The organism is Streptomyces sp. NPDC085900 (genome assembly GCF_044540925.1).
GTDB classification, from domain to species: Bacteria; Actinomycetota; Actinomycetes; order Streptomycetales; family Streptomycetaceae; genus Streptomyces; species Streptomyces gilvifuscus.
On sequence record NZ_JBITSP010000004.1, the window covers coordinates 343,593 to 365,185 of the forward strand.

The 21,593-nt window shown below is 71.8% G+C and carries 23 protein-coding genes and 1 tRNA gene; 14 read left to right on the top strand and 10 right to left on the bottom strand.

Features of this window, described 5'->3' with window-relative positions; translation table 11 throughout:
- Window positions 1–6 precede the first annotated feature (6 nt).
- The 5 genes from ACIGDI_RS15620 to ACIGDI_RS15640 are packed head-to-tail and all read left to right on the top strand — an operon-like array spanning window position 7 to window position 5,926.
- Window positions 7–819, top strand: coding sequence for a PIG-L deacetylase family protein (locus tag ACIGDI_RS15620; RefSeq protein WP_399896085.1), 813 nt, complete (start codon window positions 7–9; stop codon window positions 817–819).
- Window positions 816–2,426 (top strand): ArnT family glycosyltransferase, encoded by a 1,611-nt coding sequence (locus ACIGDI_RS15625; protein ID WP_399896088.1) that lies wholly within the window; start codon window positions 816–818, stop codon window positions 2,424–2,426. Before ACIGDI_RS15620 ends, ACIGDI_RS15625 begins: the two co-directional genes overlap by 4 nt.
- Window positions 2,416–3,513 (top strand): glycosyltransferase, encoded by a 1,098-nt coding sequence (locus ACIGDI_RS15630; protein WP_399896091.1) that lies wholly within the window; start codon window positions 2,416–2,418, stop codon window positions 3,511–3,513. Before ACIGDI_RS15625 ends, ACIGDI_RS15630 begins: the two co-directional genes overlap by 11 nt.
- Complete coding sequence (locus ACIGDI_RS15635) at window positions 3,510–4,856, top strand: hypothetical protein (RefSeq protein ID WP_399896094.1); 1,347 nt, start codon at window positions 3,510–3,512, stop codon at window positions 4,854–4,856. The genes ACIGDI_RS15630 and ACIGDI_RS15635 overlap by 4 nt, the downstream gene beginning before the upstream one ends.
- On the top strand, window positions 4,853–5,926 hold the full coding sequence (locus ACIGDI_RS15640; protein ID WP_399896097.1) for a GNAT family N-acetyltransferase: 1,074 nt from the start codon (window positions 4,853–4,855) through the stop codon (window positions 5,924–5,926). Before ACIGDI_RS15635 ends, ACIGDI_RS15640 begins: the two co-directional genes overlap by 4 nt.
- Before the next feature lie 24 nt (window positions 5,927–5,950).
- Here the strand turns inward: ACIGDI_RS15640 and ACIGDI_RS15645 are convergent, their stop codons facing one another.
- Entirely contained in the window at window positions 5,951–7,036 is a 1,086-nt protein-coding gene (locus ACIGDI_RS15645) for a GNAT family N-acetyltransferase (RefSeq protein WP_399896100.1), read from the bottom strand.
- A 198-nt stretch (window positions 7,037–7,234) separates the two neighbouring features.
- Between ACIGDI_RS15645 and ACIGDI_RS15650 the strand changes: the two genes are divergently transcribed.
- The 3 genes from ACIGDI_RS15650 to ACIGDI_RS15660 all read left to right on the top strand — a co-directional run bounded on the left by ACIGDI_RS15650 (window position 7,235) and on the right by ACIGDI_RS15660 (window position 11,627).
- The gene (locus tag ACIGDI_RS15650) at window positions 7,235–7,972 is read left to right on the top strand and encodes a TetR/AcrR family transcriptional regulator (protein ID WP_399896103.1); all 738 of its coding nucleotides are present in this window, start codon (window positions 7,235–7,237) and stop codon (window positions 7,970–7,972) included.
- A 134-nt stretch (window positions 7,973–8,106) separates the two neighbouring features.
- Window positions 8,107–9,228: a PP2C family protein-serine/threonine phosphatase gene (locus ACIGDI_RS15655; protein ID WP_399896106.1), complete on the top strand. Its 1,122-nt coding sequence runs from the start codon at window positions 8,107–8,109 to the stop codon at window positions 9,226–9,228.
- A gap of 209 nt (window positions 9,229–9,437) precedes the next feature.
- Complete coding sequence (locus ACIGDI_RS15660) at window positions 9,438–11,627, top strand: MMPL family transporter (protein WP_399896109.1); 2,190 nt, start codon at window positions 9,438–9,440, stop codon at window positions 11,625–11,627.
- A gap of 256 nt (window positions 11,628–11,883) precedes the next feature.
- Here ACIGDI_RS15660 and ACIGDI_RS15665 read toward each other — a convergent pair.
- Window positions 11,884–11,957, bottom strand: a tRNA-Pro gene (locus tag ACIGDI_RS15665).
- A gap of 100 nt (window positions 11,958–12,057) precedes the next feature.
- Between ACIGDI_RS15665 and ACIGDI_RS15670 the strand changes: the two genes are divergently transcribed.
- Both ACIGDI_RS15670 and cobF read left to right on the top strand, forming a co-directional pair.
- Window positions 12,058–12,573, top strand: a complete 516-nt coding sequence (locus ACIGDI_RS15670) for a DUF309 domain-containing protein (protein WP_399896112.1) — start codon at window positions 12,058–12,060, stop codon at window positions 12,571–12,573.
- 90 nt (window positions 12,574–12,663) lie between these two features.
- Window positions 12,664–13,440 carry a precorrin-6A synthase (deacetylating) gene (gene cobF, locus ACIGDI_RS15675; protein WP_399896115.1) on the top strand — a complete coding sequence of 259 codons (777 nt, stop codon included), beginning with the start codon at window positions 12,664–12,666 and terminating at the stop codon, window positions 13,438–13,440.
- Window positions 13,441–13,579: 139 nt separating this feature from the next.
- Here cobF and ACIGDI_RS15680 read toward each other — a convergent pair whose 3' ends face one another.
- The 5 genes from ACIGDI_RS15680 to ACIGDI_RS15700 all read right to left on the bottom strand — a co-directional run bounded on the left by ACIGDI_RS15680 (window position 13,580) and on the right by ACIGDI_RS15700 (window position 15,939).
- The gene (locus tag ACIGDI_RS15680; RefSeq protein ID WP_399896118.1) at window positions 13,580–14,326 is read right to left on the bottom strand and encodes a cobalt-precorrin-6A reductase; all 747 of its coding nucleotides are present in this window, start codon (window positions 14,324–14,326) and stop codon (window positions 13,580–13,582) included.
- 143 nt (window positions 14,327–14,469) lie between these two features.
- Entirely contained in the window at window positions 14,470–14,592 is a 123-nt protein-coding gene (gene ykgO / locus ACIGDI_RS15685) for a type B 50S ribosomal protein L36 (protein WP_142144676.1), read from the bottom strand.
- On the bottom strand, window positions 14,589–14,849 hold the full coding sequence (locus ACIGDI_RS15690) for a type B 50S ribosomal protein L31 (RefSeq protein WP_200701821.1): 261 nt from the start codon (window positions 14,847–14,849) through the stop codon (window positions 14,589–14,591). Before ACIGDI_RS15690 ends, ykgO begins: the two co-directional genes overlap by 4 nt.
- A gap of 44 nt (window positions 14,850–14,893) precedes the next feature.
- On the bottom strand, window positions 14,894–15,058 hold the full coding sequence (gene rpmG / locus ACIGDI_RS15695; RefSeq protein WP_142144673.1) for a 50S ribosomal protein L33: 165 nt from the start codon (window positions 15,056–15,058) through the stop codon (window positions 14,894–14,896).
- Between the two features lie 107 nt (window positions 15,059–15,165).
- The gene (locus ACIGDI_RS15700; RefSeq protein WP_399896123.1) at window positions 15,166–15,939 is read right to left on the bottom strand and encodes a sulfite exporter TauE/SafE family protein; all 774 of its coding nucleotides are present in this window, start codon (window positions 15,937–15,939) and stop codon (window positions 15,166–15,168) included.
- A gap of 190 nt (window positions 15,940–16,129) precedes the next feature.
- Between ACIGDI_RS15700 and ACIGDI_RS15705 the strand changes: the two genes are divergently transcribed.
- The 4 genes from ACIGDI_RS15705 to ACIGDI_RS15720 all read left to right on the top strand — a co-directional run bounded on the left by ACIGDI_RS15705 (window position 16,130) and on the right by ACIGDI_RS15720 (window position 18,645).
- Entirely contained in the window at window positions 16,130–16,948 is an 819-nt protein-coding gene (locus tag ACIGDI_RS15705) for a lysophospholipase (RefSeq protein ID WP_399896126.1), read from the top strand.
- Between the two features lie 134 nt (window positions 16,949–17,082).
- A complete protein-coding gene (locus ACIGDI_RS15710) occupies window positions 17,083–17,565 on the top strand; it encodes a Dps family protein (RefSeq protein WP_399896129.1) in 483 nt (160 codons plus the stop codon).
- 89 nt (window positions 17,566–17,654) lie between these two features.
- A complete protein-coding gene (locus tag ACIGDI_RS15715; protein ID WP_399896132.1) occupies window positions 17,655–17,987 on the top strand; it encodes a DUF3140 domain-containing protein in 333 nt (110 codons plus the stop codon).
- Between the two features lie 10 nt (window positions 17,988–17,997).
- Window positions 17,998–18,645 (top strand): endonuclease, encoded by a 648-nt coding sequence (locus ACIGDI_RS15720; protein ID WP_399896134.1) that lies wholly within the window; start codon window positions 17,998–18,000, stop codon window positions 18,643–18,645.
- A gap of 28 nt (window positions 18,646–18,673) precedes the next feature.
- Here the strand turns inward: ACIGDI_RS15720 and ACIGDI_RS15725 are convergent, their stop codons facing one another.
- The 3 genes from ACIGDI_RS15725 to ACIGDI_RS15735 are packed head-to-tail and all read right to left on the bottom strand — an operon-like array spanning window position 18,674 to window position 21,584.
- Window positions 18,674–19,363 carry an SDR family NAD(P)-dependent oxidoreductase gene (locus ACIGDI_RS15725; protein WP_399896137.1) on the bottom strand — a complete coding sequence of 230 codons (690 nt, stop codon included), beginning with the start codon at window positions 19,361–19,363 and terminating at the stop codon, window positions 18,674–18,676.
- Entirely contained in the window at window positions 19,360–20,235 is an 876-nt protein-coding gene (locus ACIGDI_RS15730; RefSeq protein ID WP_399896140.1) for a cupin domain-containing protein, read from the bottom strand. Before ACIGDI_RS15730 ends, ACIGDI_RS15725 begins: the two co-directional genes overlap by 4 nt.
- Window positions 20,232–21,584 (bottom strand): amidohydrolase family protein, encoded by a 1,353-nt coding sequence (locus ACIGDI_RS15735; protein WP_399896143.1) that lies wholly within the window; start codon window positions 21,582–21,584, stop codon window positions 20,232–20,234. Before ACIGDI_RS15735 ends, ACIGDI_RS15730 begins: the two co-directional genes overlap by 4 nt.
- Window positions 21,585–21,593: the final 9 nt, after the last annotated feature.

Consider the following 21,593-nt stretch of genomic DNA (forward strand, 5'->3'; position numbering starts at 1 on the left):
TCGTCCATGACCGCTGATCTGCTCACCACCGCAGTGGTGAAGGGGGTTCCCCTGGTGGTGCTCTCACCCCACCTCGACGACGCGGTGCTGTCGTGCGGGGCACTGATGGCGCACGCCCGGCAGCATGTGCCCGTCACCGTCGTCACGCTGTTCACGACGGGTGCCCCGCCGCCGTACACCCTGTCCGCTCGCCGTTTCCTGCACCTGTCCGGGATGCGTGACGCCGAGGAGCTGTACGCCGCTCGCCGCGCCGAGGACCGGGAGGTGCTCACGGCGATGGGCATCACCTGGCGGCACGTGGGCCTCACGGAGGGGCTCTTCCGCCGCAAGACCCTGCGCGGAAGCCGGGCCGCCCGCGGTCCGAGCCGGCTGCTGCCCGAGCGCGACCACGTCTATCCCGCCTACCGCCGGCATCTCGCCGCCGGCCGCATCTCGCCCCACGACAGCGACCTGTTGCGCACGCTCACCCGCACCGTCAGGTCGCTCGCCGCCCCGGACCCGTCGGGCGGGGCCGGGCCCCTGCTGCTGGCGCCGCTCGCCATCGGCGGGCACGCCGATCATCTGCTGGTCAGGACGGCGGCCGAGACGAGCCGACGCCACGTCGTCTACTACGGCGACTTCCCCTACATCCGGCACGAGGCGGTGGACACCGACTTCGTACGCCGCAACGGCCTGGACGGAGAGGTCACCTGGACCACGGGACTGGGCGCCAAGTCCGCCCCGATCCTCGGCTACCGCACACAGTCCCGGGCCATGTTCCCCGGCGGGCACGTCCCGCTCGCCCCCGAGCTCTACCTCTTCAACGAGATCCCCTCATGACCACCCTCGAGGCACGCCGTGTGCAGACCACGCCGCGACCGGTTCGCCGGGGCGTGCCGACGAGCGTCCTGGCAGTCGGCGTCTTCCTGCTGACCGCGGCGCTGCGGCTGGTGAACGTGGGCCGTTCCGCGGACGTCTTCGTCGACGAACTGATCTACCGGCAGCTCGGCGTCAGCGCCGCGCAGGGCGGTTTCCCACGCACCTCCGAGGGCCTCTTCTTCCTGCATCCCCCCGGCTACTTCTACGTGGAGGCGGGCTGGGGCAAGCTCATCGGCATCAGCCCCGACCTGATCACCGGCGTGTACCAGGCCCGCTCGGTGAACGTCTTCCTCGGAGCCGTGACGGCGGTCCTGGTGCTGCTGCTGGTCAGCAGGGCCGGGTCCCGCACCGCCGGTGTCGTGGCCGCCCTGCTGTTCGCCCTGGACCCGTACATCATCCGGCAGAACGACCGGGTGATGCTGGACACCCAGACCGTGCTGTTCGTGCTGGCCGGATACCTGGTGCTGCTGACGCCGGCCCGCGAGCCGTTGCCCGGGAGGCGACATCTCAGGGCCGCGGCGGCGGGGCTGCTCTTCGGGCTGGCGCTGCTGACGAAGGACCACTCGGCGCTCATCAGCGTGCTGCCGCTGATCCTCGCGCTGATCCTCGGCTGGGGACCTCCCCGACGGCTGCTGCTCACCACGCTCGGGGCCGCCGTCGTGCCGTACGGCGTGTACGTGGGCCTGGTCTGCCTCTACGGTCACGCGGCCCCGTTCTGGTACGACAAGAGCCACGGTGCCGCCCGCCTGATCGGGATCGTCCAGGAGTCCGGGTTCCACGCCGCCGGGACTCCGTCACTGACCAGCCGGCTCGTCGACCAGGTGACGACGTTCGCCTCGACCTACGCGCTCCTGCTCCTCGGCCCGGTCGCTCTGGTGATCCTGCTGCGTCGCAAGGACCCCGTGCTCAGGATGCTGGCCCTGTTCCACCTGTGCGCCGGACTCACCCTGGCCTTCGCGCTCGCCCACGGCACGCTGGAGGAGCAGGCGCTCTACCTGCTCATCGTGCCCACCGTGGTGGTGCTGGGCGCCGCACTGGGCGTGGAGATGGAGCGCTTCCGGCACCTGGACGGCCGCCGGGTGCTGCGCAACGTGCTGCTCGTCTCCCTCGTCGGTTTCCTCACCGCGACCGTCACCTTCTCGGGCATCTCCTACGCCAAGGTGCACACCGGACGCGACGACGGGTACGCCCATTTGCGCGCCTACATGGACAAGCACGTTCCCGTGGGCAGCGCGGTCATCGCGGCCGACGGCGGGGCCAGTGGCGGCGTCTCCTCGTGGGCGCTGCGGGACAAGTACGTCATGGGCGACTGGGTCACGCCCGCGGCCAGGACCCGGGCGTACGCCCGCTATCTGGTCGTCCCCTGGAAGGTGATCGATCAGGGGTACGGCACGATGGACGCCCGCACGGCCCGGCGCCTCGCGGCCGACGGCCATCTGGTCTTCGCCTTCCACGGGCGCTCCTACGGCACGCTCGCGCTGTACAAGCTGCCGCTGCCCGACAAGGCGTACCTCCGGTTCCGGGCACAGGCCCACGGCCTGCGAACGGGGGCCGACCATGGTCCGTGACCGCCGTCCTCGTGTTCTGCTCCTCACCAGCGGCCCGCTCGACGGGGGGCGGGGAGGCGACACCGATCTCGCGATGGCACTCGCCCAGGGCATCGCGGAGGTGCGCTACCTCTGGTTCCGCAGGTGGCCCGGGCTGGACGAGACGGTGCGGGACCTGCCGGGGCGGCCCGTCCCCCTCCTGTCCCGCGATGGTGTCCCCCGTCTGCCGGTGCGGGTCCAGGCGGCGGTCGCCGGGTGCGCACTCACCCGGCGGTGCGACCTCGTGCACGCCGTCATGACCATCGGCAGCAGCTTTCCCCCCTTCTCCCGCGTCTGGTCGAGGCTTGTCGGCGACACACCGGTGCTGCACACCGTTCCCGGCGTGATGAACCCCGCGTTTCTGACGCGGTCACGCCCGCTGGGGCGCACTGTGGCGCTGTCGGAGACCACCGCGGCGCAGCTGCGCACCGCGGGCTTCGGGGAGGTCCGGGTCGTCCGGCCCGTCGTCCGGCTGGACGAGTGGCCCCTGCGGCCCCGGCCGGTCTCGGACCGGCCGACCGTGCTGGTCACCGGTCATCACGACCGAGGGGGCGGCGCCGAGGAGGCGATCGCCTCGGCCGCGGTCGCCGCTCGTGCGGGAGCCCGCTTCCGGCTGGTCCTCGCGCTGCGCGACCGGCCGGGACAGGACACCCGCGCGCTGGAGGAGGAACTGCGCGCCCAGGCCGCCCGCCAGGGCCTTGCGGAGACCGAAGTGCTCGGAAACGGCTCGGACATGCACGGCCTCCTGGCATCCTCGGACGTTCTCCTCTACGTGCCCCGGGCCCTCGGCGGCAAGGCGGACGTTCCGCTCACCGTGCTCCAGGCTCTCGCCACGGGGCGCCCCGTCGTGCTGAGCGAGCTGCCGCAGTTCGAGTCCCTGCGCGGCACCGTGCTGCCGGCCGCCCCGGGCGACTGCGAGCGGACCGGCCGTCTGCTGCGGCAGCTGCTGGACCGGCCCCGGTGCTGGCAGGAGCTGGCGCAGCGGGGCCGCGTGACGGTCGAGGAGCGTTTCGGCGTGGCGCGGTTCGCGGCTCAGTACTCGCGCCTGTACGAGGAGTTGCTGCGATGACGGACCACACGTCCGGCGACGTGGTCAGGCGTTCGCACGTGCGCCGGTGGGTCGTCTACGCGGTGGTGGCCGCAGTCGTCGCCGCGGTGGTCTCCTTCGTCCGTCTCGACAACCCCGGTGATCCCCATGAGCGGTACTTCTTCGGCACCCTGCAGACGAGCCCGCGCACCGCCCGGGCGGACGAGGCACGTGGCATGCGAGTGGCCCATATGACGGTGTACTGGGACCGGTTCGAACCGGTCCCCGGGCAGGTGGACCAGCACTACGTCGCCGCGCTCAGGCGGAAGCTGCGGATGTTCCGGGACGCGGGCCTGCATGTGGAGGCGGGCGTGGGCCTCAACAACCCGCCGCCCTGGCTGAGCAGCAGGTATCCGCAGGACGCCTTCACCGACCAGGGCGGCGCGCGCTTCACCTCCGGTCCGAACCTGGTGTTCAGCCAGGAGATCCGCAACGAGGTGGAGGGCTATCTGCGACGGCTGGACCAGGAGATCGGTCTGGCCGACTTCTGGGCGATACGCATCGGCGTGAACAACGCCGGGGAGTTCACCTACCCGCCCCCGGCCCCGAGCACCCGGGGCGCGAAGTCGTACTGGGCCTTCGACCGGCATGCGCAGGCGAGCGGGGCGGATCCCGGCCGGCCCGCGACCGTTCCGCCGAACCCCTATCCGGGCTGGCGTCCGGGGCAATCGACCTACCACGGGGCGCCCTTCACCCAGGGCCAGGTGTCCCGGTGGTACGGCTGGTATCTCTCCGCCCTCGCCGACGCGGTGAACTGGCAGACCGGGCAGTACGAGGCCCTGGGCTACCACGGACTCCTGCTGGTGCTGATCCCCGGCGGCGGGTTCTATCCGAGCGACCTGTCCGCGGCCGTCCGCGCCCACCTCGGCGAGACGGCCGCCGGGGGGCTCATCAGCCGAGGCGCCGGCTTCTTCCGCACCGTCGGGCTGATCCAGCACCGGCGCACCGTGCAACTGGTCTCCACCGCGCTGGTTGACGGTTCGGGCACGCCCCGGAACAACGCCTGCCGGCCCTCGGACGGCACCGTCGTCCCGGACGCCGTCGCCCCGGGCGCCGAGGCCCGGGTGCGAGCGTGGTCGTCGGTGCGGTGGATCTCCCGGATCGCCGCGCGCGAGGACTTCCCCATCAGCGGGGAGAGCGCGGGACCCCATGTGGCCGCCTACTACCCGGGCGTCATGACCGATGCCGCACGCCAGCTGAAGTCCTGCGGGCTCACCGGACTGATGTGGGCCTTCGACCACAACCTGTACGACGGCACTCCCGGATCCTCACTCGGGGACTACGCCTCGGTGATCGCGAAGCTGCAGAAAGGAGCCGCACCATGACGGTGACCGTGCTCACCCCGGACCGCCTCGGCGCCGCGGACATCGCCGCGTGGAAGGCTCTGCAGCAAGCCACTCCGGCCCTCGCCAGCCCCTTCCTGTCGCCGCAGTTCACCCTGGCCGTCGGCCGGCACCGGCCCACAGCCCGCGTCGCCGTGCTCTCGGAGGGGTCCGTGCCGGTGGGCTATTTCCCGTACGAGCACCACAGGCTGGGACTCGGGCTGCCCATCGGCAGCGGCCTGTGCGACGTGCAGGGACTGGTGCACGCGCCGGGGCTGGACTGGGACGTCCGGGCGCTGCTGCGGGCCTGCGGACTGCGCCTGTGGCGGTACGACCACCTCACCACCGGCCAGAGGCCCTTCGACAGCGGCGTGGTGCGCAGGTCCGTGTCACCGGTCATCGACCTGGCGTCCGGCTACGAGGCCTACGCCGGGGATCTGCGCGGCAGGTCGCCGGCCCGGATGAGGCAACTGGAGGCGAAGGAACGCCGGTTGACGCGCAGTCTGGGCGAGACGTCGCTGGTGTTCGAAGAGGCCGCGCTCGAACGCCTCGACACGCTCATACGCTGGAAGTCGGCGCAGTACCGGGCGAAGGGGCAGGTGGACCTGTTCGCGAAACCCTCGGTCGTGGCCCTGCTGCGCGGGCTCATGAGCACCAGGTCGGCCACCTGCACCGGCACGCTGTCCACGCTGTACGCGGGCGACCGGCCCGTCGCCATGCACTTCGGTCTGCGCTCCGGGCGCGTGCTCCAGTACTGGTTCCCCGCCTACGACCCCGAGGCGGCGCGCTTCTCGCCGGGCATCCTCCTCCTGCTGCGCATGGCCGAGGCCGCGGCGGCGCGGGGCCTCGAGCGCCTCGATCTGGGCAAGGGGGACGAGCGCTACAAACAGGAGATGAAGACCGGCGACCTGCCTCTGGGCGAGGGGTGGGTGACCCTGGGCACCCTGCCGGCCGCGCTTCGGCGTGCCCAGATGGCGTCGGGGCAGAAGGTGCGAGCGATGGTGGCCGGGAGTCCCGCACTGCGCCGGATCGCGCTCAGGGCCGTCAACACCCGTCAGCCGGCCGTCCGGTGACCATGGCGCGGGCCAGGCCCGGCATCACCCTTCCCTGAAGCGGATCACGCGCTTGACGGCCGTCCTGAGACCGCGGTCGACCGCGGAGACGGGAAGCCGTTCCCGGTAGTACCGGGGTGAGACGAAGAGGTCCGCGCCGAAGCCCTCCTTGAAGGCGGCGAGCGATGCCCCTTGCCGGGATCCGCCCATGTCGTATCGGAGGCAGCCGGCTGCGCACGCGTCGTCGATCGCCAGCCGGTGCAGCAGGTGATTGGCCCGGACAGGATGGGCCAGGTCCCGGTTCATGGCCGCGTGCCAGAATTTGGCGTGCTGACCGTGGCGCAGGACGACGATCGCCGCGGTGGGCTCCCCGGCGCGGCGGGCCATCCAGATCGCGCACGACTCCCCGAGCAGGTCGGAGACTGCTTCCAGCTGTTCCCTCGGAAACGCGCGCTTCCTGCGCCACCGGGCGAGCGCCAGCGGCTCGTGCTGCCGCGCGGCCCAGCGCACGATCGACTGCTCGAACAACTGGTAGAACTCCGGAACCAGCCGACCGGTACGGTTCACCTCCACTTCGACGTCGGAGCGTTCGGCCCGGCGCACCCCACGCCGAACGCCCCGGTGGAAGCGTCGTTCCCAGACCTCGCCGAACCCGCCCTCCAGGTCGAGTACATGAACGGTGTGCCGGTCTTCCTGGAAGCCCGCGGGTACGGCGCCTGCCCACACCTCGGAGTCCTCGGGACGCAGTCGCAGACCGACCCGCAGGGCCGGCAGCCGCGCCAGGTCGTCGAAGACCGCCCGGGCCTCCCGTGGGCCGACTCCCCCGGAGGAGACCGGCCCACCGGTGCCCCACCCTCCCGGCCAGGACTCCTGCGCTGTCAGCGAGGGCGGCCGCCGGCGCCTGGTCACCAGGGGAAGCACGAGCCGGCTGCCGTTCTCGAACTCGTACAACCGGCTGGCATCCCGGAACGGACCCGTCGCGCACACGCAGTCGAGCCACGCCGGAGTCTGGGTGACGTGGGTCGCCGCATCCGTGCGGGCGAGCGTCCACCAGGTCTCCCGCGGCACCGGAGTCGTCACCTGCGCGGGCCCGGCCGAGGTGTTGATCAGGAATACAGCGGGTGCGTTCACGGCGTTTCCTGCCCGGCGGTGAGGCCTGCGACGGCCGGTTCGCGGATCGGGGGCGACCTGCCTGGATCAATGAGCCTAGCCCGCACGAACAACCGGGGCATCTCGGGCGATCATTCCGGGCTCGCCCGTGTCACGGTACGTACATTTACGTCGTACATTCGTCGCGAGGTGTTCGCCGTGCGGTGAGGAGACAGGACGATGGTCAAATCCACCGGGTCCGATCCGGCCCGGCGCGCCAGCGACCGGGGCCGCTACGGCCGGCTGAGCCGGGAGCGGGTGCTGGCCGGCGCTCTGGAGCTGGTGGACCGCGAGGGCCTGTCGGCGCTGAGCATGCGGCGGCTGGGCGCCGAGCTCGACGTGGAGGCGATGGCCCTGTACCGGTACGCGGCCGGCAAGGACGCCCTGCTGGACGGGCTGGTGGAGGCCCTGTACCTGGAGCTGGCGGAAAGACTGGCCGCGGGGCCCGGCGCGAACGCCGACGCCGCCTCCTGGCGCACCGAACTCCACCGCATCGCCCGCGCCACGTACGAGGTGTGCATGGCGCATCCCCATGTGGTCCCGTTGCTCACCACGCGCATGCTGGCGGTGCCCCTGGCCCGCCGTCCGCTGGCCGTCCTGAAGGACCACGAGCGGGTGCTCGACCTGCTGCGGCGGGCGGGCCTCGACGACGCCGGTACGGCCGACCTCTTCCGGGCCTTCACCGCCTGGCTGCTCGGGTACCTGTCCGTCGAGCTGCGGCCGATGGTCGACAACCCCGACGAGGAGGACCCCGCGTTCCGCCTCGGCCTGCACCGCATGCCGCCCCAGGACCTGCCGGAACTGCGGCGGACCGCCCCGGCGCTGTCCGAGCAGGGCGGAGCCGAGGGACTGGCCGTCGGCCTGGACGCCCTGCTCGACCGGTTCACGCGGGCCGCGGAGGAACAGGCCTCGCCATGACGGACCGGACGGCTCGCACCGAGGGGTGCGGGCCGACGGCAGGAACGTGCCGGGCGCCGATCACACACGACCCGCCGCCGTTGCACACCTCCGGCCTAACGTAGGAGGAGATCACCACACGCCCGGGAGCTCCCATGGCCGGTAGCCGTCGCAAGAGATCCGTCGAAGCCGTCGATGCCATCGAGCCGCCGGGCAACCTCGACGTGGTGGCCGGTGTGGTGTCGGTGACGGTGCTGGTGGAGGTGCTCAGCAACCTGTCCGGGTCCGAGGTGTGGCTGCTCGGGCTGCTGGTGTTCCTGCCGGGTACGGCCTCGGCGCTGTGCACGGTGGTGCAGACCGCGTTCGTCGCCGCCTGGACCGCCCTGGCCGTCACCGCCACGGTGGTGGTGCGGGCCCCACTCGACGGGCACTGGCTCGACCGTGTGCTGCTCGTCCTGTTCACCCTCACCCTGGGCGGGATCTCGGTCTACGCCTGCCACCGCCGCGTCGGACGCGAGCGCGAGATGCTGCGGCTGCGCTCCACCGCCGCCGCCATGCAGCGGCACATCCTGCACCCCCTGCCCCTGGTCACCGACGACGTCCTGGTCAACGGCGTCTACGAACCCGTCCAGGAGGACCGCCTCGTGGGCGGGGACATCTACGACGTCGTCGCCTCGCCCTTCGGCACGCGGGTGCTGATCGGCGATGTGCAGGGCAAGGGCCTGGCCGCCGTCGGCGCCGCCTTCGCCGTCATCGGCGCCTTCCGCGAGGCCGCCCACCGCGAACCGACTCTCACCGCGCTCGTGGACGCCCTGGACGCCGCCGTCGTACGCCACAACTCCTATGCCGAGCAGACCGGCGAGGACGAGCGGTTCGTCACCGCCCTCATCCTCGGCATCGACGCGGAGGATGAGGCGCAGGTGGTCAACTGCGGGCATGTCCCGCCCCTGCTGATGCACGACGGTCTCGTCACCACGCCGGCCCTCGACACGGGCGTCCCCCTCGGTCTGGCCGAACTCGCCGTGGAACCGACCATCGTCGACTGGTTCGACTTCCGGGCCGGCTCCACCCTGCTGCTGAGCACCGACGGCCTGACGGAGACACGGGCCGACGACGGCACCTTCTACCCGCTCGACGAACGCCTGTCGAAGCACCTCGGCCTCTCCCCCACCGAACTGCCCCGCGCCCTGTACGAGGACGCCCTCGCCTTCAGCGGCGACGACCGCAGACAGGACGACATCGCCATCCTCACCGTCCGCCGCGCGACCCACCTCTGAACGGACGCCCACGGACGCCCACTCGAATCCCGCTCGACTTCCCGAGGGCGCCTGACACCCTTGGTCATGAGCATCACTAGGCTTGGCACCTGAGACAACCATTCGGTCGTCCCGACGGGAGGAGTGCCCCGAGGGCCGGCCGAGGTCGCCGATGCCAGGGTCCGCTCCCCGGGCTGCGGTGATCTTCCTGACCAGGAGGACCCTCCCGCATGTTCCGACGTATTGGCAATGTCGTCGTCCGACATCCCGTCTGGACGATCGTGGCATGGCTGATCGCCGCGGTGGCGATCGTCGCCACCGCTCCGAGCCTGCCGTCCAGCAGTGACGAGAGCAGCTTTCTGCCGAAGAGTTACGAGTCGATCAAAGCCGCGGACCTCCAGGCGAAGGCGTTCCCCAGCGCCTTCACGCCGTCCGCGATCGCGCTGTACCAGCGCACCGACGGCGGCAAGCTGACCGCCGCCGACCAGCAGGACGTCGTCCGGATCACCAAAGAGCTGGGCGACAAGCACATCGACCAGGTACAGAAGGTCGTCCCCGGCCGGCCGTCCCAGGACGGCCGGTACACCATGACCCTGGTCCAGATGGACAGCAAGAACGCCGGCCAGCCCAAACAGGCCGACGCGGCCAAGGTGTTGCGCGACGACGTCAAGCAACTGGTCAAGGGAACCGACCTGGAGGTCAAACTGGGCGGCTCCGCCGCGCAGGCACTCGACCAACAGGACTCGTCCAAGCGCGGCGAGGCACTGATCGGCATCGGCACGTTCGTGATCATTCTGGTGACGCTGCTGATCATCTTCCGGGCGCCGATCCTGGCCGTCCTGCCGCTGTTCCTGATCGGCCTGGTGTCCGCCATCGCCAACGGGCTGATCGCCTACGCCACCAAGCTGTTCGACCTCCAGGCCAACAGCTCCATCTCGTCGATCCTGATCGTCGTGCTGTTCGGCGTGGGCACGGACTACTTCCTGTTCCTGATGTTCCGCTACCGCGAACGGCTGCGAGCCGGCGACGAACCGAAGCAGGCCATGATCAACGCGGTCGCGCGGGTCGGTGAGGCCATCGCCTCGGCCGCCGGCGCGGTCATCATCGCCTTCTTCGCGCTGGTGCTGTCGACGCTGGGCTTCCTCAAGCAGATGGGCCCGGCGCTCGCCATCGCGGTCACCGTCACCCTGCTCGCCGCCCTGACCCTGATCCCGGCGGTGGTCTCGCTGATCGGGCCCAAGGTGTTCTGGCCGTCGAAGTCCTGGCAGCGCGAACCGGAGAACGCCCGGTTCGCCGCGCTGGGGCGCGGGGTGGAACGCCGTCCGGCACTGACCGCAGCGGTCTCCGGTCTCGTCCTGGTCGCGCTGTCGCTCGGCACGCTCGGCTTCAACGCCACGTTCGACCTGGCCGCGGGCTCCATGCCCAAGACCAAGGAGTCCATGGTCGTCCAGGACGAGATGCAGAAGGCGTACTCGGCGGGCGCCGCCGCCCCCACCGACGTCTATCTCTCCAGCACCGACGGCAAGCCGCTGGACAAGGGCACCTTCGACGCGTACGCCAAGAAGCTCGGTGCCGTGGACGGCGTGGCGAACGCCCGGATGACACAGGTGAACAAGGCCGGCACCACGGCGGACTTCACCGTCACGCTCAAGTACGAGGCCTCCACGGACAAGGCGCTGAGCGCGGTGGGCAAGGTGCGCGACGTCGCGCACGCCGACGCTCCGGACGGCACGAAGGCCCTGGTCGGCGGCATGTCCTCGATCTACAAGGACATCGACGCGGCGGTCAATCACGACTACCGCACGGTCTTCCCCGTCGCCGCCCTGCTGATCATGCTGATCCTGGGTCTGCTGCTGCGCAGCGTGGTCGCCCCCTGGTACCTGATCGCCTCCGTCGGCCTCGGCTTCGGCGCCACGCTCGGCGCCACGGTGTGGATCTTCCAGGAGGCCCAGGGCAAGTCGGGGCTGATGTTCATGCTCCCGGTGATCATGTATCTCTTCGTGGTCGCCATCGGCACGGACTACAACATCCTGATGATCGCCCGGTTGCGCGAGGAGGCCCGCGAGGGCCGCGAACCGCGCGAGGCGGCCGGCATGGCGCTCAGGCACGCCGGTCCCACGGTGGCCGCGGCCGGCTTCATCCTGGCGGCCACGTTCGCCACGATGATGCTCGCGGGCAACGCGCTGCTCACGGAGATGGGCTTCGCGGTCTCCTTCGGCATCGCGGTCGCCGCCTTCGTGATGGCGATGTTCTTCACGCCGAGCCTCACCGCGCTCATCGGCCACGCGGCGTGGTGGCCCGGTCACGCGGACCGGGCGGAGCCGGCGGCGCTCTCCGGCGCCGGGCACCCCGACGCGCTGCCGGTCTCCGGTGACAGCAGGGACGCGGTCGGCCAGGACTCGGCGGGCCGGCGCGGCTAGCGTCCAGCCCACCGGCTGACACGGCCTCAGGGGCGGAGTCGGGCATCACCCGCGCGGTGGTGCCCGGCCGAGCGCGTCGTCGGCGTGTTCACCGAGTCGTCGGCCTACACACCGAGTCGTCGGCGTACTCACCGACCGGTCGGCGTGTACGCCGACCGGTCGGTACAGGTCCTCGGTCTCTCCAGGTCCGCGAGCACGACGAAGCCCCCGAACCCATGGGTTCGGGGGCTTTCGATGTCCTGCGACATCGTGACCGTCGGGACGACAGGATTTGAACCTGCGACCCCTTGACCCCCAGTCAAGTGCGCTACCAAGCTGCGCCACGTCCCGGTGCGCTTCACGCGGTGAACCGCGTGATCGCGCGAACAGCACTTTACCTCACGTGGGGGGCGGGGCCGAAAGGGGGCACCGGGCGCGCGACAATCGGCGTATGGGCAGCACATCCTCAGGAGAGCCGGTGGACGCGCGGGACCGGGACGGCGCGGGCCGGGCGCGCAACGCCCGGCCGAGGGACGGACTCGGGCGGCCGCTGCCCTACGGCGCGGCCGGTGTGGCACGGCAGCCCGAGGGGGTCGTGCGCACGCCGGAGGAGACCGTCGCCGAGGCACAGACGCTGCTGGCCGAGGGCAAGCCCTTCCACGCGCACGAGGTCTTCGAGGACGCCTGGAAGTCGGGCCCCGCGGAGGAGCGGGAGCTGTGGCGCGGACTCGCCCAGCTCGCCGTCGGCCTCACCCACTCCGCCCGCGGGAACGCCACGGGCGGCGCCCGGCTGCTGCGGCGGGGAGCCGGCGCCGTGTCGGCCTGGGCGGCGGACACGGAGCGCCGACAGCCGTACGGCATGGATCTGCCGGGGCTGTCCGCCTGGGCGCGGGAGTTGGCGGACGCGGTGGAGCGGGGCGGGGAGAGCGTCGACGCGGCGGAGCGGGCGCCCCGGCTTCGGGCGTAGGAGAACGTCGCGCGGCGCACCGGGAGCCGTTCCTCCCACCTGCCCGGACGCGGTGTCCGGACTGTCGGTGGCGTGCGGCAGACTCGGGGGGTGCGAAAGATTCATGTCATCGGTATCGGCGCGGGCGACCCCGACCAGCTCACCCTGCAGGCGGTCAAGGCGCTGCGGAGCACGGACGTGTTCTTCGTCCTGGGCAAGGGCGAGGTGAAGAGCGACCTCACTCGGCTCCGCCGGGACATGCTCGAGGCGCACATGCCCGAGGGGGCGTCGTACCGGATCGTCGAGGCCCGCGACCCGGAGCGGGACCGCGGGGCGGGCGGTGCGGCCTACTCCCCGGCCGTCGGGGACTGGCGCAGCGCCCGGGCCGCCATCTACGAGCGGCTGATCGCCGAGGAGCTGGGCGAGGGGCAGAGCGGCGCGTTCCTGGTCTGGGGCGACCCGGCGCTCTACGACAGCACGATCGCCATCCTGGAGGAGGTCCTGGAGCGCGGCGCCGTGGCCTTCGAGTACGACGTCGTACCGGGCATCAGCAGTGTCGCGGCGCTCGTCGCCCGGCACCGCACGGGCCTGAACCGGGTCGCCCGACCGGTCCAGATCACCACCGGGCGGCGGCTCTCCGAGGGCTTCCCGGAGGGCGTCGACGACGTGGTGGTGATGCTCGACGCCCACCAGGCCTTCCGGCGGTACGCGGACCAGGACATCGACATCTACTGGGGCGCGTACATCGGCACCCCCGACGAGATCCTCGTCTCCGGTCCGATCGCAGAGGCCGCTCCGCGGATCGAGCGGCTGCGGGCCGAGGCGCGCGAGCGCAAGGGCTGGATCATGGACACGTACCTGCTGCGGCGCCACCCCGGGGAACGGTAGTCCTCGAATCCGCCCGGACGGCAGGGTTGCTGGGCGGCCACCCGGGCGGACCGCCGCGCAGGCGCCGGTGGCCCGCCGCTGTGATCGTGACCTCGTGACAGTGGCCGACACGGGGTGGGCGCCCGGTCCCCTCGCCGGGTCACGGCGAGTCGAGCCGCAGCCACTCCAGGACCTGCGCCACGTCCGTCGCCACGCTCACTCCCTCGGGCAGCGGCGGACGGGCCACCATCACGACCGGCAGACGCAGCCGGCGGGCCGCCGTCAGCTTGGCGGCCGTGGCCTGTCCCCCGCTGTCCTTGGTCACCAGGACGTCGATCAGGTACTCGCGCAGCAGCGTCAGCTCGTCGGTCACGGTGAACGGGCCGCGGGCCAGCAGGACTTCGGTGTGGGGGGGCATGGGGGGTTCGGGGGGATCGACCGAGCGCACCACGAAGTGGCGGTCCGCCAGGTGGGCGAAGCGGGCCAGGCCCATACGTCCCGTGGTCAGGAACACCCGGGGCCCGAAACGCGGCAGCAGGTCCACCGCCTCACTCAGGGACGCGACGGTGTGCCAGCGGTCCTCGGGGCCGGGCCGCCAGCCCGGGCGGCGCAGCACGACGGCCCGTACCCCGGTCGCCCCGGCCGCGTGTGCCGCGTTGGCGGTGATCTCCTCGGCGAACGGGTGGGTGGCGTCGACCAGCGCGTCCACGCGCTGCTCGCGCAGCCAGTCGGCCAGTCCCTCGGCACCGCCGAAACCTCCGACACGTACGTCCCCCGCCAGCGCCCCCGGCCGCGTCACGCGCCCCGCGAGTGAGGTGGTGACGCGCAGGCCTGGGCGGGTCGCCAGGGCGGCGGCGAGTTCACGGGCCTCGGCGGTGCCGCCGAGGATCAGGACGTGCGGGGACATGGGGTGAGCCTACGAGGCCCTCGGCCGGGAGCGGCGACCGGCGTCTCGGCGGGGTCCCGGGACGGGGGAGCCGGTGCGGCACCGTGCGGAACGACGTGCAGGGCGGCCCCAGGCGGGGCCGCCCTGCGTCCTGTGTGCCGCCGTCAGCCCTGGCGGGCCTTGAAGCGGGGGTCCTTCTTGTTGATCACGAAGACCGTGCCGCGCCTGCGGACCACCTGGGCGCCGGGCTTGGCCTTCAGCGAGCGCAGCGACTTGCGCACCTTCATCGTGCTGCCTTCCTCGTGCGGCCGTAGCGGCGCTCGAAGCGCTCGACTCGGCCGGCGGTGTCCAGGACCCGCTGGTTGCCGGTGTAGAAGGGGTGGCTGGCCGAGGAGATCTCGACGTCGATCAGCGGGTAGGTGTTGCCGTCCTGCCACTCGATCGTGCGCGGCGAGTCCGCGGTCGAGCGGGTCAGGAACGTGACGTCCGCGGCGCGGTCACGGAAGACGACGAGCCGGGAGTCGGGATGAATGCGGGGCTTCACGGGGTTTCCCTCCTTGGGAGCGGCCTGGGGCGGACGGTCTTCGTTCAGCGGGTCTCGCGGAACTCGACGTGCTGCCCGGCGACCGGGTCGTACTTGCGCAGAACCATCCGGTCGGGCTGGTTCTGACGGTTCTTGCGGGTCACGTAGGTGACGCCGGTTCCGGCCGTCGACCTCAGCGTGACGACGGGGCGCGCCTTGCTGCGAGCCATGGGGTCCTCCCTTCGCCCACGCCACGGATCTTTGATCCGAGCATGTCAATCACATGCGGTGTAACGCGGTACCCCCTCGCCGCATTCCCGGGTTCGGAGCGGCGATTTCAGCGCAGCAGGAGCTGGAGGCCGCCGATGATCGTCGCGGCGATGACCAGCTGCTCGAACAGACGCTGGTTGATCCGGTTCACAGCCCATTTTCCGAACAGCGCACCGGGTACGACGAACACCGCGAGCGCGGCGTCGAGGAGGAGCGAGCGGCCGTCGATCAGGCCGAGGCCCGCGCTGAAGGGCACCTTGGAGACGTTGACGATCAGGAAGAAGAACGCCGAGGTGCCGAGGAAGCCGAGCTTGCGGAAGCCCGCGGACAGCAGATACATCGACATCACCGGGCCGCCCGCGTTGGCGACCATGGTGGTGAAACCGCCGAGGACGCCGTACGAGCGGGCCTTGGCACGCCCGGCCCGGCTGCTCACCGAGTCCGGCTCCTCGTCCGCTTCGGCCGTGCGCCGGCGCCAGACCGTCACCCCCGCCATCAGCAGCAGGATCGCGCCGATCGACGTCCGCACGATGCCGTCGTCGGCCCACACCAGGAACAGGGTGCCGACCACCACGCCCGCGGCGACCGCCGGGAACAGGCGCCACAGGGTGGGCCAGTGGGCGTGCCGGCGGTAGGTGACGACGGCGAGGACGTCGCCGACGATCAGGACCGGCAGAAGCACGCCGGTGGACGCGCGGGCGGGCAGGACCGCGGCGAAGATGGCGAGGCTCACCGTGTTGGCCCCGCTCACGGCGGTCTTGGAGAAGCCGACGAGGAGGGCCGCGAAGGCCAGGGCGGCGAACTCCCAGCCGGTTATGTGCCAGAGCGTCATCGTGTTCATGCGGGGACCGATGCTATGTGCAGACAACCGGTCCTTGTAAGCACCGTCTCGGTGGGTGACCCTGTGCGTCTGTCTCGGCGTCGGCCGGGGGCCGCCACCCCCAGGCCCCCGCTTCGGCCCTGTACGGGCCTGGACCTCGAAACGCCGGACAGGCTGAGAGGGAAGTCCCGCAGACGCAGCTGGAGGAGACATGGCCGACGCCCGCGAGCACGTCGTGACGGGAAGTCGCGGATCGATCCGGGTCCGTGAGTGGCCGGCGCCGCGGCCCCGGTACGTCGCCCTGGTCGTGCACGGGTACGGGGAGCACATCGGCCGGTACGAGGAGCTGGCGGACGTGCTGGTGGGGCACGGGGCGGCCGTGTTCGGGCCCGATCACATGGGGCACGGCAGGTCGGCGGGTGAGCGCGTGCTGATCGAGGACTTCGAGGAGGTCGTCGGCGACCTGCACGCCGTGGCCGAGCCGGCGCGGAGGACGTACCCCGGTGTGCCGGTCGTGGTCGTCGGGCACTCCATGGGCGGGCTGATCGCGGCCCGCTACGCCCAGCGCCACGGCGACCGGCTCGCCGCCCTGGTGCTCTCGGGGCCGGTGATCGGCGCCTGGGAGCTGCCCGGGCGGCTGCTCGCCCTCGACGAGATCCCGGACACGCCGATCAGTCCGGCCGCGCTGTCCCGGGACCCGGCGGTCGGGGCGGCGTACGCGGCGGATCCGCTGGTGTGGCACGGGCCGATGAAGCGGCCGACGGTCGAGGCGTTCGCCCGCACCCTGGCGACCGTGGCCGAGGGCGGCGACGTCGGCCGGCTCCCGCTGCTGTGGCTGCACGGCGACGACGACCGGCTCGTGCCGCTCTCCGGGAGCCGCGTCGGGATCGAGGCGCTGGGCGGCGGCCGTCACACCGAGCGGATCTACCGCGGCGCCCGGCACGAGGTCTTCCACGAGACCGACAGGGCGCGGGTGTTCGCGGATCTGACGCGGTTCCTCGACGGGGTGCTCGGCGGCCCGGAAGGCTGAGCCGGACGTGGTACGTGGTGTTTGCACGGGATGCGGCCGGGCACCCGGTTCAGGAGCCGTTGCGCGCTGCGACCTGCGAGGACGTACGCGGCACGGCCCCCTGTCGACATTGACGACACGAGGAGGAGCACTCCATGGCCGTGGTGAAGAGCACACTTCCCGAGCCCGCCCGCAAGGTGACCGGGGAGGCACTCCAGGACACCCTCGTGGATCTTCTCGGGCTCTCACTGATCGGGAAGCAGGCGCACTGGAACATCGTGGGGCCGCGTTTCCGCTCGATCCACCTGCAGCTCGACGAGGTCGTGGACACCGCCCGCGCCTATGCCGACACCGTGGCGGAGCGCTCCGCGGCGCTCGGTCTGCCGCCGGACGGCCGGCCGAAGACGATCGCGGCCGAATTCGGGCTGCCCGGCCCCGAGCAGGGCTGGGTGCGCGACACCGACGTCGTGCAGGTGATGGTGGAGGCGCTGGAGGCCGCGATCGGGCGGCTGCGCGAGCGCATCGCCGCGACCGACGAGCCCGACCCGGTCACCCAGGACCTGCTGATCGCGATCACCGCGGACCTGGAGAAGCAGCGGTGGATGTTCGAGGCGGAGAACTTCCCGAGCGAGAAGTGACCGGCCGGACCGGCCCGGAGAACTGACCGGCCGCCGGCGGCACCGACCGACCCGCGGCCGAAACAGGCACGTACCGAAAGGCGCACGCGATGACCGACGCCCTCGAACTCGACGCGCTGTGGGAGGAATTCCACCGCGTGGTGAACATGACCTCGCAGGAGCTGGCGGCCTGGCTGCGGGTGAGTGACGCCGACGAGCTGTCGGAGCCGCTGCCCGAACACGCGGGCACGCCGACCGGGCAGCACGTCCTGGCGATCCTGCAGAAGCGGCGCACCGACCTCACCGACGACGACATCCAGGTCATGCACGAGGTGGTCGAGACGGTGGAGGAACAGACCGACCTGGAGAACGAGCCCGCGGCCGAGGACACCCGGCGCAGGCACCTGCTGATGACGATCGGCCACGATCCGCTCAGGCCGTGAGGCGTACGTCGTGAGCGGGCAGAAGGACGTGGTGCGGGAGCTCGTGCGGGCCCACGGGCGGACGTTCGCCGAGGAGGCGGGCATCACGCTCAGGGACACCCCGCAGCCGCTGTACCGGCTGCTGGTCCTGGCCCTGCTGCTGAGCGCCCGCATCCGCGGGTCCATCGCCGTGGCCACCGCCCGGGAGCTGTACGGGGCGGGGCTGCGCGATCCGCGCCGGATGGCCGCCGCCGGATGGCAGCGCCGCGTCGACGCGCTGGGCCGCGGCGGCTACCGGCGCTACGACGAGCGCACCGCCACCCAACTCGGCGACGGCGCCGAGCTGTTGACCGAGCGCTGGGGCGGCGATCTGCGCCGGATGCGGAAGGCGGCGGACGGCGACGTCGCCGAACTGCGCCGTCTGCTGCAGGAGGTTCCGGGGCTGGGACCGGCCGGGGCCGACATCTTCCTGCGCGAGGTGCAGCGCGTGTGGCCGGAAGTGGCGCCGTTCCTCGACCGCAAGGCCCTCGACGGCGCCGCACGGCTGGGACTGCCCACCGACCCCGGCCGTCTGACGGCGCTCGCCGGGGACACCCAACCGGCGGTGCTCGCCGCCGCGTTGGTGCGGGCGGCGCTCGACAGGAAAGTGGCCGAGGACAGCCTGCGGCGCGCCGCCTGATCGCGACGCCCCGCACGCTGCCCGCCGTTCAGCCGAGCAGCCACCCCCCGTCGACGCTCAACTCCACCGCGTTCACCGACCTGTTGCGCAGCAGGAAGTCCACCGCGTCCACGACGTCCGCCATGGTGGCGAGCCGTCCGGTCGGGGTCCGGGCGCGCAGGCCGGCCAGCACCTCCTCCGGCTTGGCCCGCCAGTAGGGGCTGTCGCCGACGACGCCGGGGTGGACGGCGTTCACCCGGACCGGCGCGAGCTCCACGGCGAGGGTGTTCACCAGACCCCGTACGCCGGCGTTGACCGTGGCCACCGTCGTGGCCCCCGGATAGGGGCGCTCCTTGGCCTGACCGCCGAACACCACGATCGCGGAGTCGTCGGTCATGCGCGGGCGCAGGACGTGCACGACCTCGGTGTAGCCGACGAGCTTGAGGGTGACCAGGCGCAGGGCGGCGGAGATGTCGTAGTCGGTGGCGCGGTTCTCGTCGCGTGAGACGCCCGCGAGGACCAGGTGGTCGACGCGGCCGACGTCGGCCAGGGCCGCGGCGATGTCCCGGGGGCGGGACAGGTCGAGCGCGAGGCCGCGGGCGCCCACCTCCTTGGCGACGGCCTCGGCCCGGTCGGACTCGCGTCCGGTGAGGACGACCTCGTCGCCCCTGTCGGCGCGGAACCGGGCGAACAAGCGGCCGATGCCCGACGTGCCGCCGACGACCAGGACACTGCTCATGACTCCAGGGCCTTTCTCAGGTAGTCCCAGTCGCGGGTGAACCGGTAGGAGTGGCGCGTCGGCGGTTGCGGCGCCTGTGTCTCCAGCCAACGCAGTGCTCCGGTACCGGCGTTGGCGAAGCCGTGCACACAACCGGCGCCCGCCCAGGCGCAGTCGCCGGGCCCGAGGCGGTAGGTCTCGCCGTCGAACACCGCCTCGGCCTCCCCTTCCAGGAAGTAGTACGTCTCCTCGAAGGGGTGGTCGTGCGTGCCTGCGACGCCGTCGGGCGCGTACCGCACCATGAACATCGTCGAGGCGACGGCGCCGAGGTCGCCGTCGACCATCATCTTGACCGTGATGCCGCTGTAGACGAGCAGTGCGGTGCGCATGCTCGCCGAGACCGCGAGGAGGTCCTGGGACTGCCGGTCCGGGTCCATCTGGGCGGGCTCGAAGTGGCCGAAGGAGCGGGTGCGGGGGTCGCGGACGTCGATGCGGACGGGGTCGCGCGCGGGCGGTCCGGGCACCTCCTGGGTGTCGTAGCCGTAGCGCGCCCGCGGGACCGGCGCCAGCATGTCCGCCCAGCGCGCGGGCGTGTCCCCGGTACCGCGCCAGGCGTGCGGGACACCGGTCGGCAGGAGGCCGTAGTCGCCCTCCACCAGGAGGTGGGAACCCTCCGGCACGTCGAGGATCACGCTCCCGCCGAGGATGTGGAAGCTCTCCTCGTACGAGTGGACGTGTGCGGTCACCCGGCCCTCGGGCCGCAGTTCGCAGACGCCGAAGCCGGTGTGCACACTGCCGTCGTCCTCGCCGACCAGGGTCCGTCTGCGGTACCCGAGCCGGTCGTACGGCGGCTCGGGCAGGTCGGCGGCCCGGCGCACCAAGTGCCGTGTCATGCGCTCTGCTTCGCCTCCTTCGCGGCCAGCAGCCGGTCCCGGGACTCCTCGACCAGGCGCCGCGCCCGGGCCACGTCGGCCGTCAGCTTTCCGTCCCGCTTGCGGATCACGCCGTCGACGAGGACCGTCTCGACGTTGGAGACGTCGGCGCACAGGGTCACCGCGGCGGCCGCGTCGTGCACCGGGGCCATGTTCAGCGCGGTGGCGTCGAGGGCCACGACGTCGGCGCGCTTGCCGGGGGTCAGGGAGCCGGTGCGGTGTTCCAGTCCCGCGACGTGCGCGCCGTTGAGTGTCGCCATCTCCAGCATCCGGCGTGCCGTCAGCATGCTGCTGGGCACGGGCATGTTGGCCTGCCAGCAGTCGGCGTTGACCCGGGCGCGCTCGGCGCCGAAGGCCGCGCGGATCTGGGTGAACATGTCGCCGGGCACGGTGGTGACGACGTCGATGCTCAGGGAGGGCCGCAGGCCGTGCTCGACCGCCTGCATCACGGGCGGCCAGCCGTGCCCCATCTGCGTCTCCACCTGCGGCGCGATGGACACCGTACCGCCGCTGTCGGCGACCATCCGCCACTCGTCCTCGTGGAGGTAGCAGCAGTGGATGTAGGTGGTGTCCGGGCCGAGGAGGCCCAGGTCGTGGAGTTGCTTGACCATGCCGAAGCGGCCGGCGAGCCGGCCCATCGCCACGTGCACGGTGATCGGGATGCCCAGTTCGCGGGCGAGTGCCCATTCGGAGGTGACGACGTCGTTGACGCAGAAGCCGGGGCCTCGGGTGGCGAGGCCCATGGTGAGCAGGCCGTCGTCGGAGGAGAAGTACTTCGCGCGGACACGGCGGACGTCGTCGCCCGGGATCGCGATCTTGCTCTCGAACCAGTACTCGGCGAGGGAGGTGTTGGCGCTGCCGTAGGCGTACTGGGCGCGGATGCCGGTCTCGGCCAGCGCCTGGATCGCGGCGTCCGGGTGTTCGGGGGTGTTGTTGATGTGGGACCAGTCGACCAGGGTGGTGATGCCCGCGTTCAGGCACTCCAGGGCGCCGGCGAGGTTGGCCGCGTAGACGTCCTCCGGTGTGTACAGCGGGGCGAAGGTGTCGAGGATGTCGACGAAGTAGTCGTCGAGGGTGGCGTCCGGGGCGACGCCTCGGATCGAGGCCTCCCAGGTGTGCCGGTGGGTGTCGACGAAGCCGGGGATCACGATGCGGCCGGTCATGTCGAGCACCTCGGCGTCGGCGCTGATCTCCGGCCGCACGGCCGTGATCGTCCCGTCCTCGATGAGGACGTCACCCCGGGGCAGGTCCCCGATGGCCGGGTCCATCGAGACGACGTGCCCGGCGCGAAGGAGTATCCGATCGGTCATCGCGCTTCC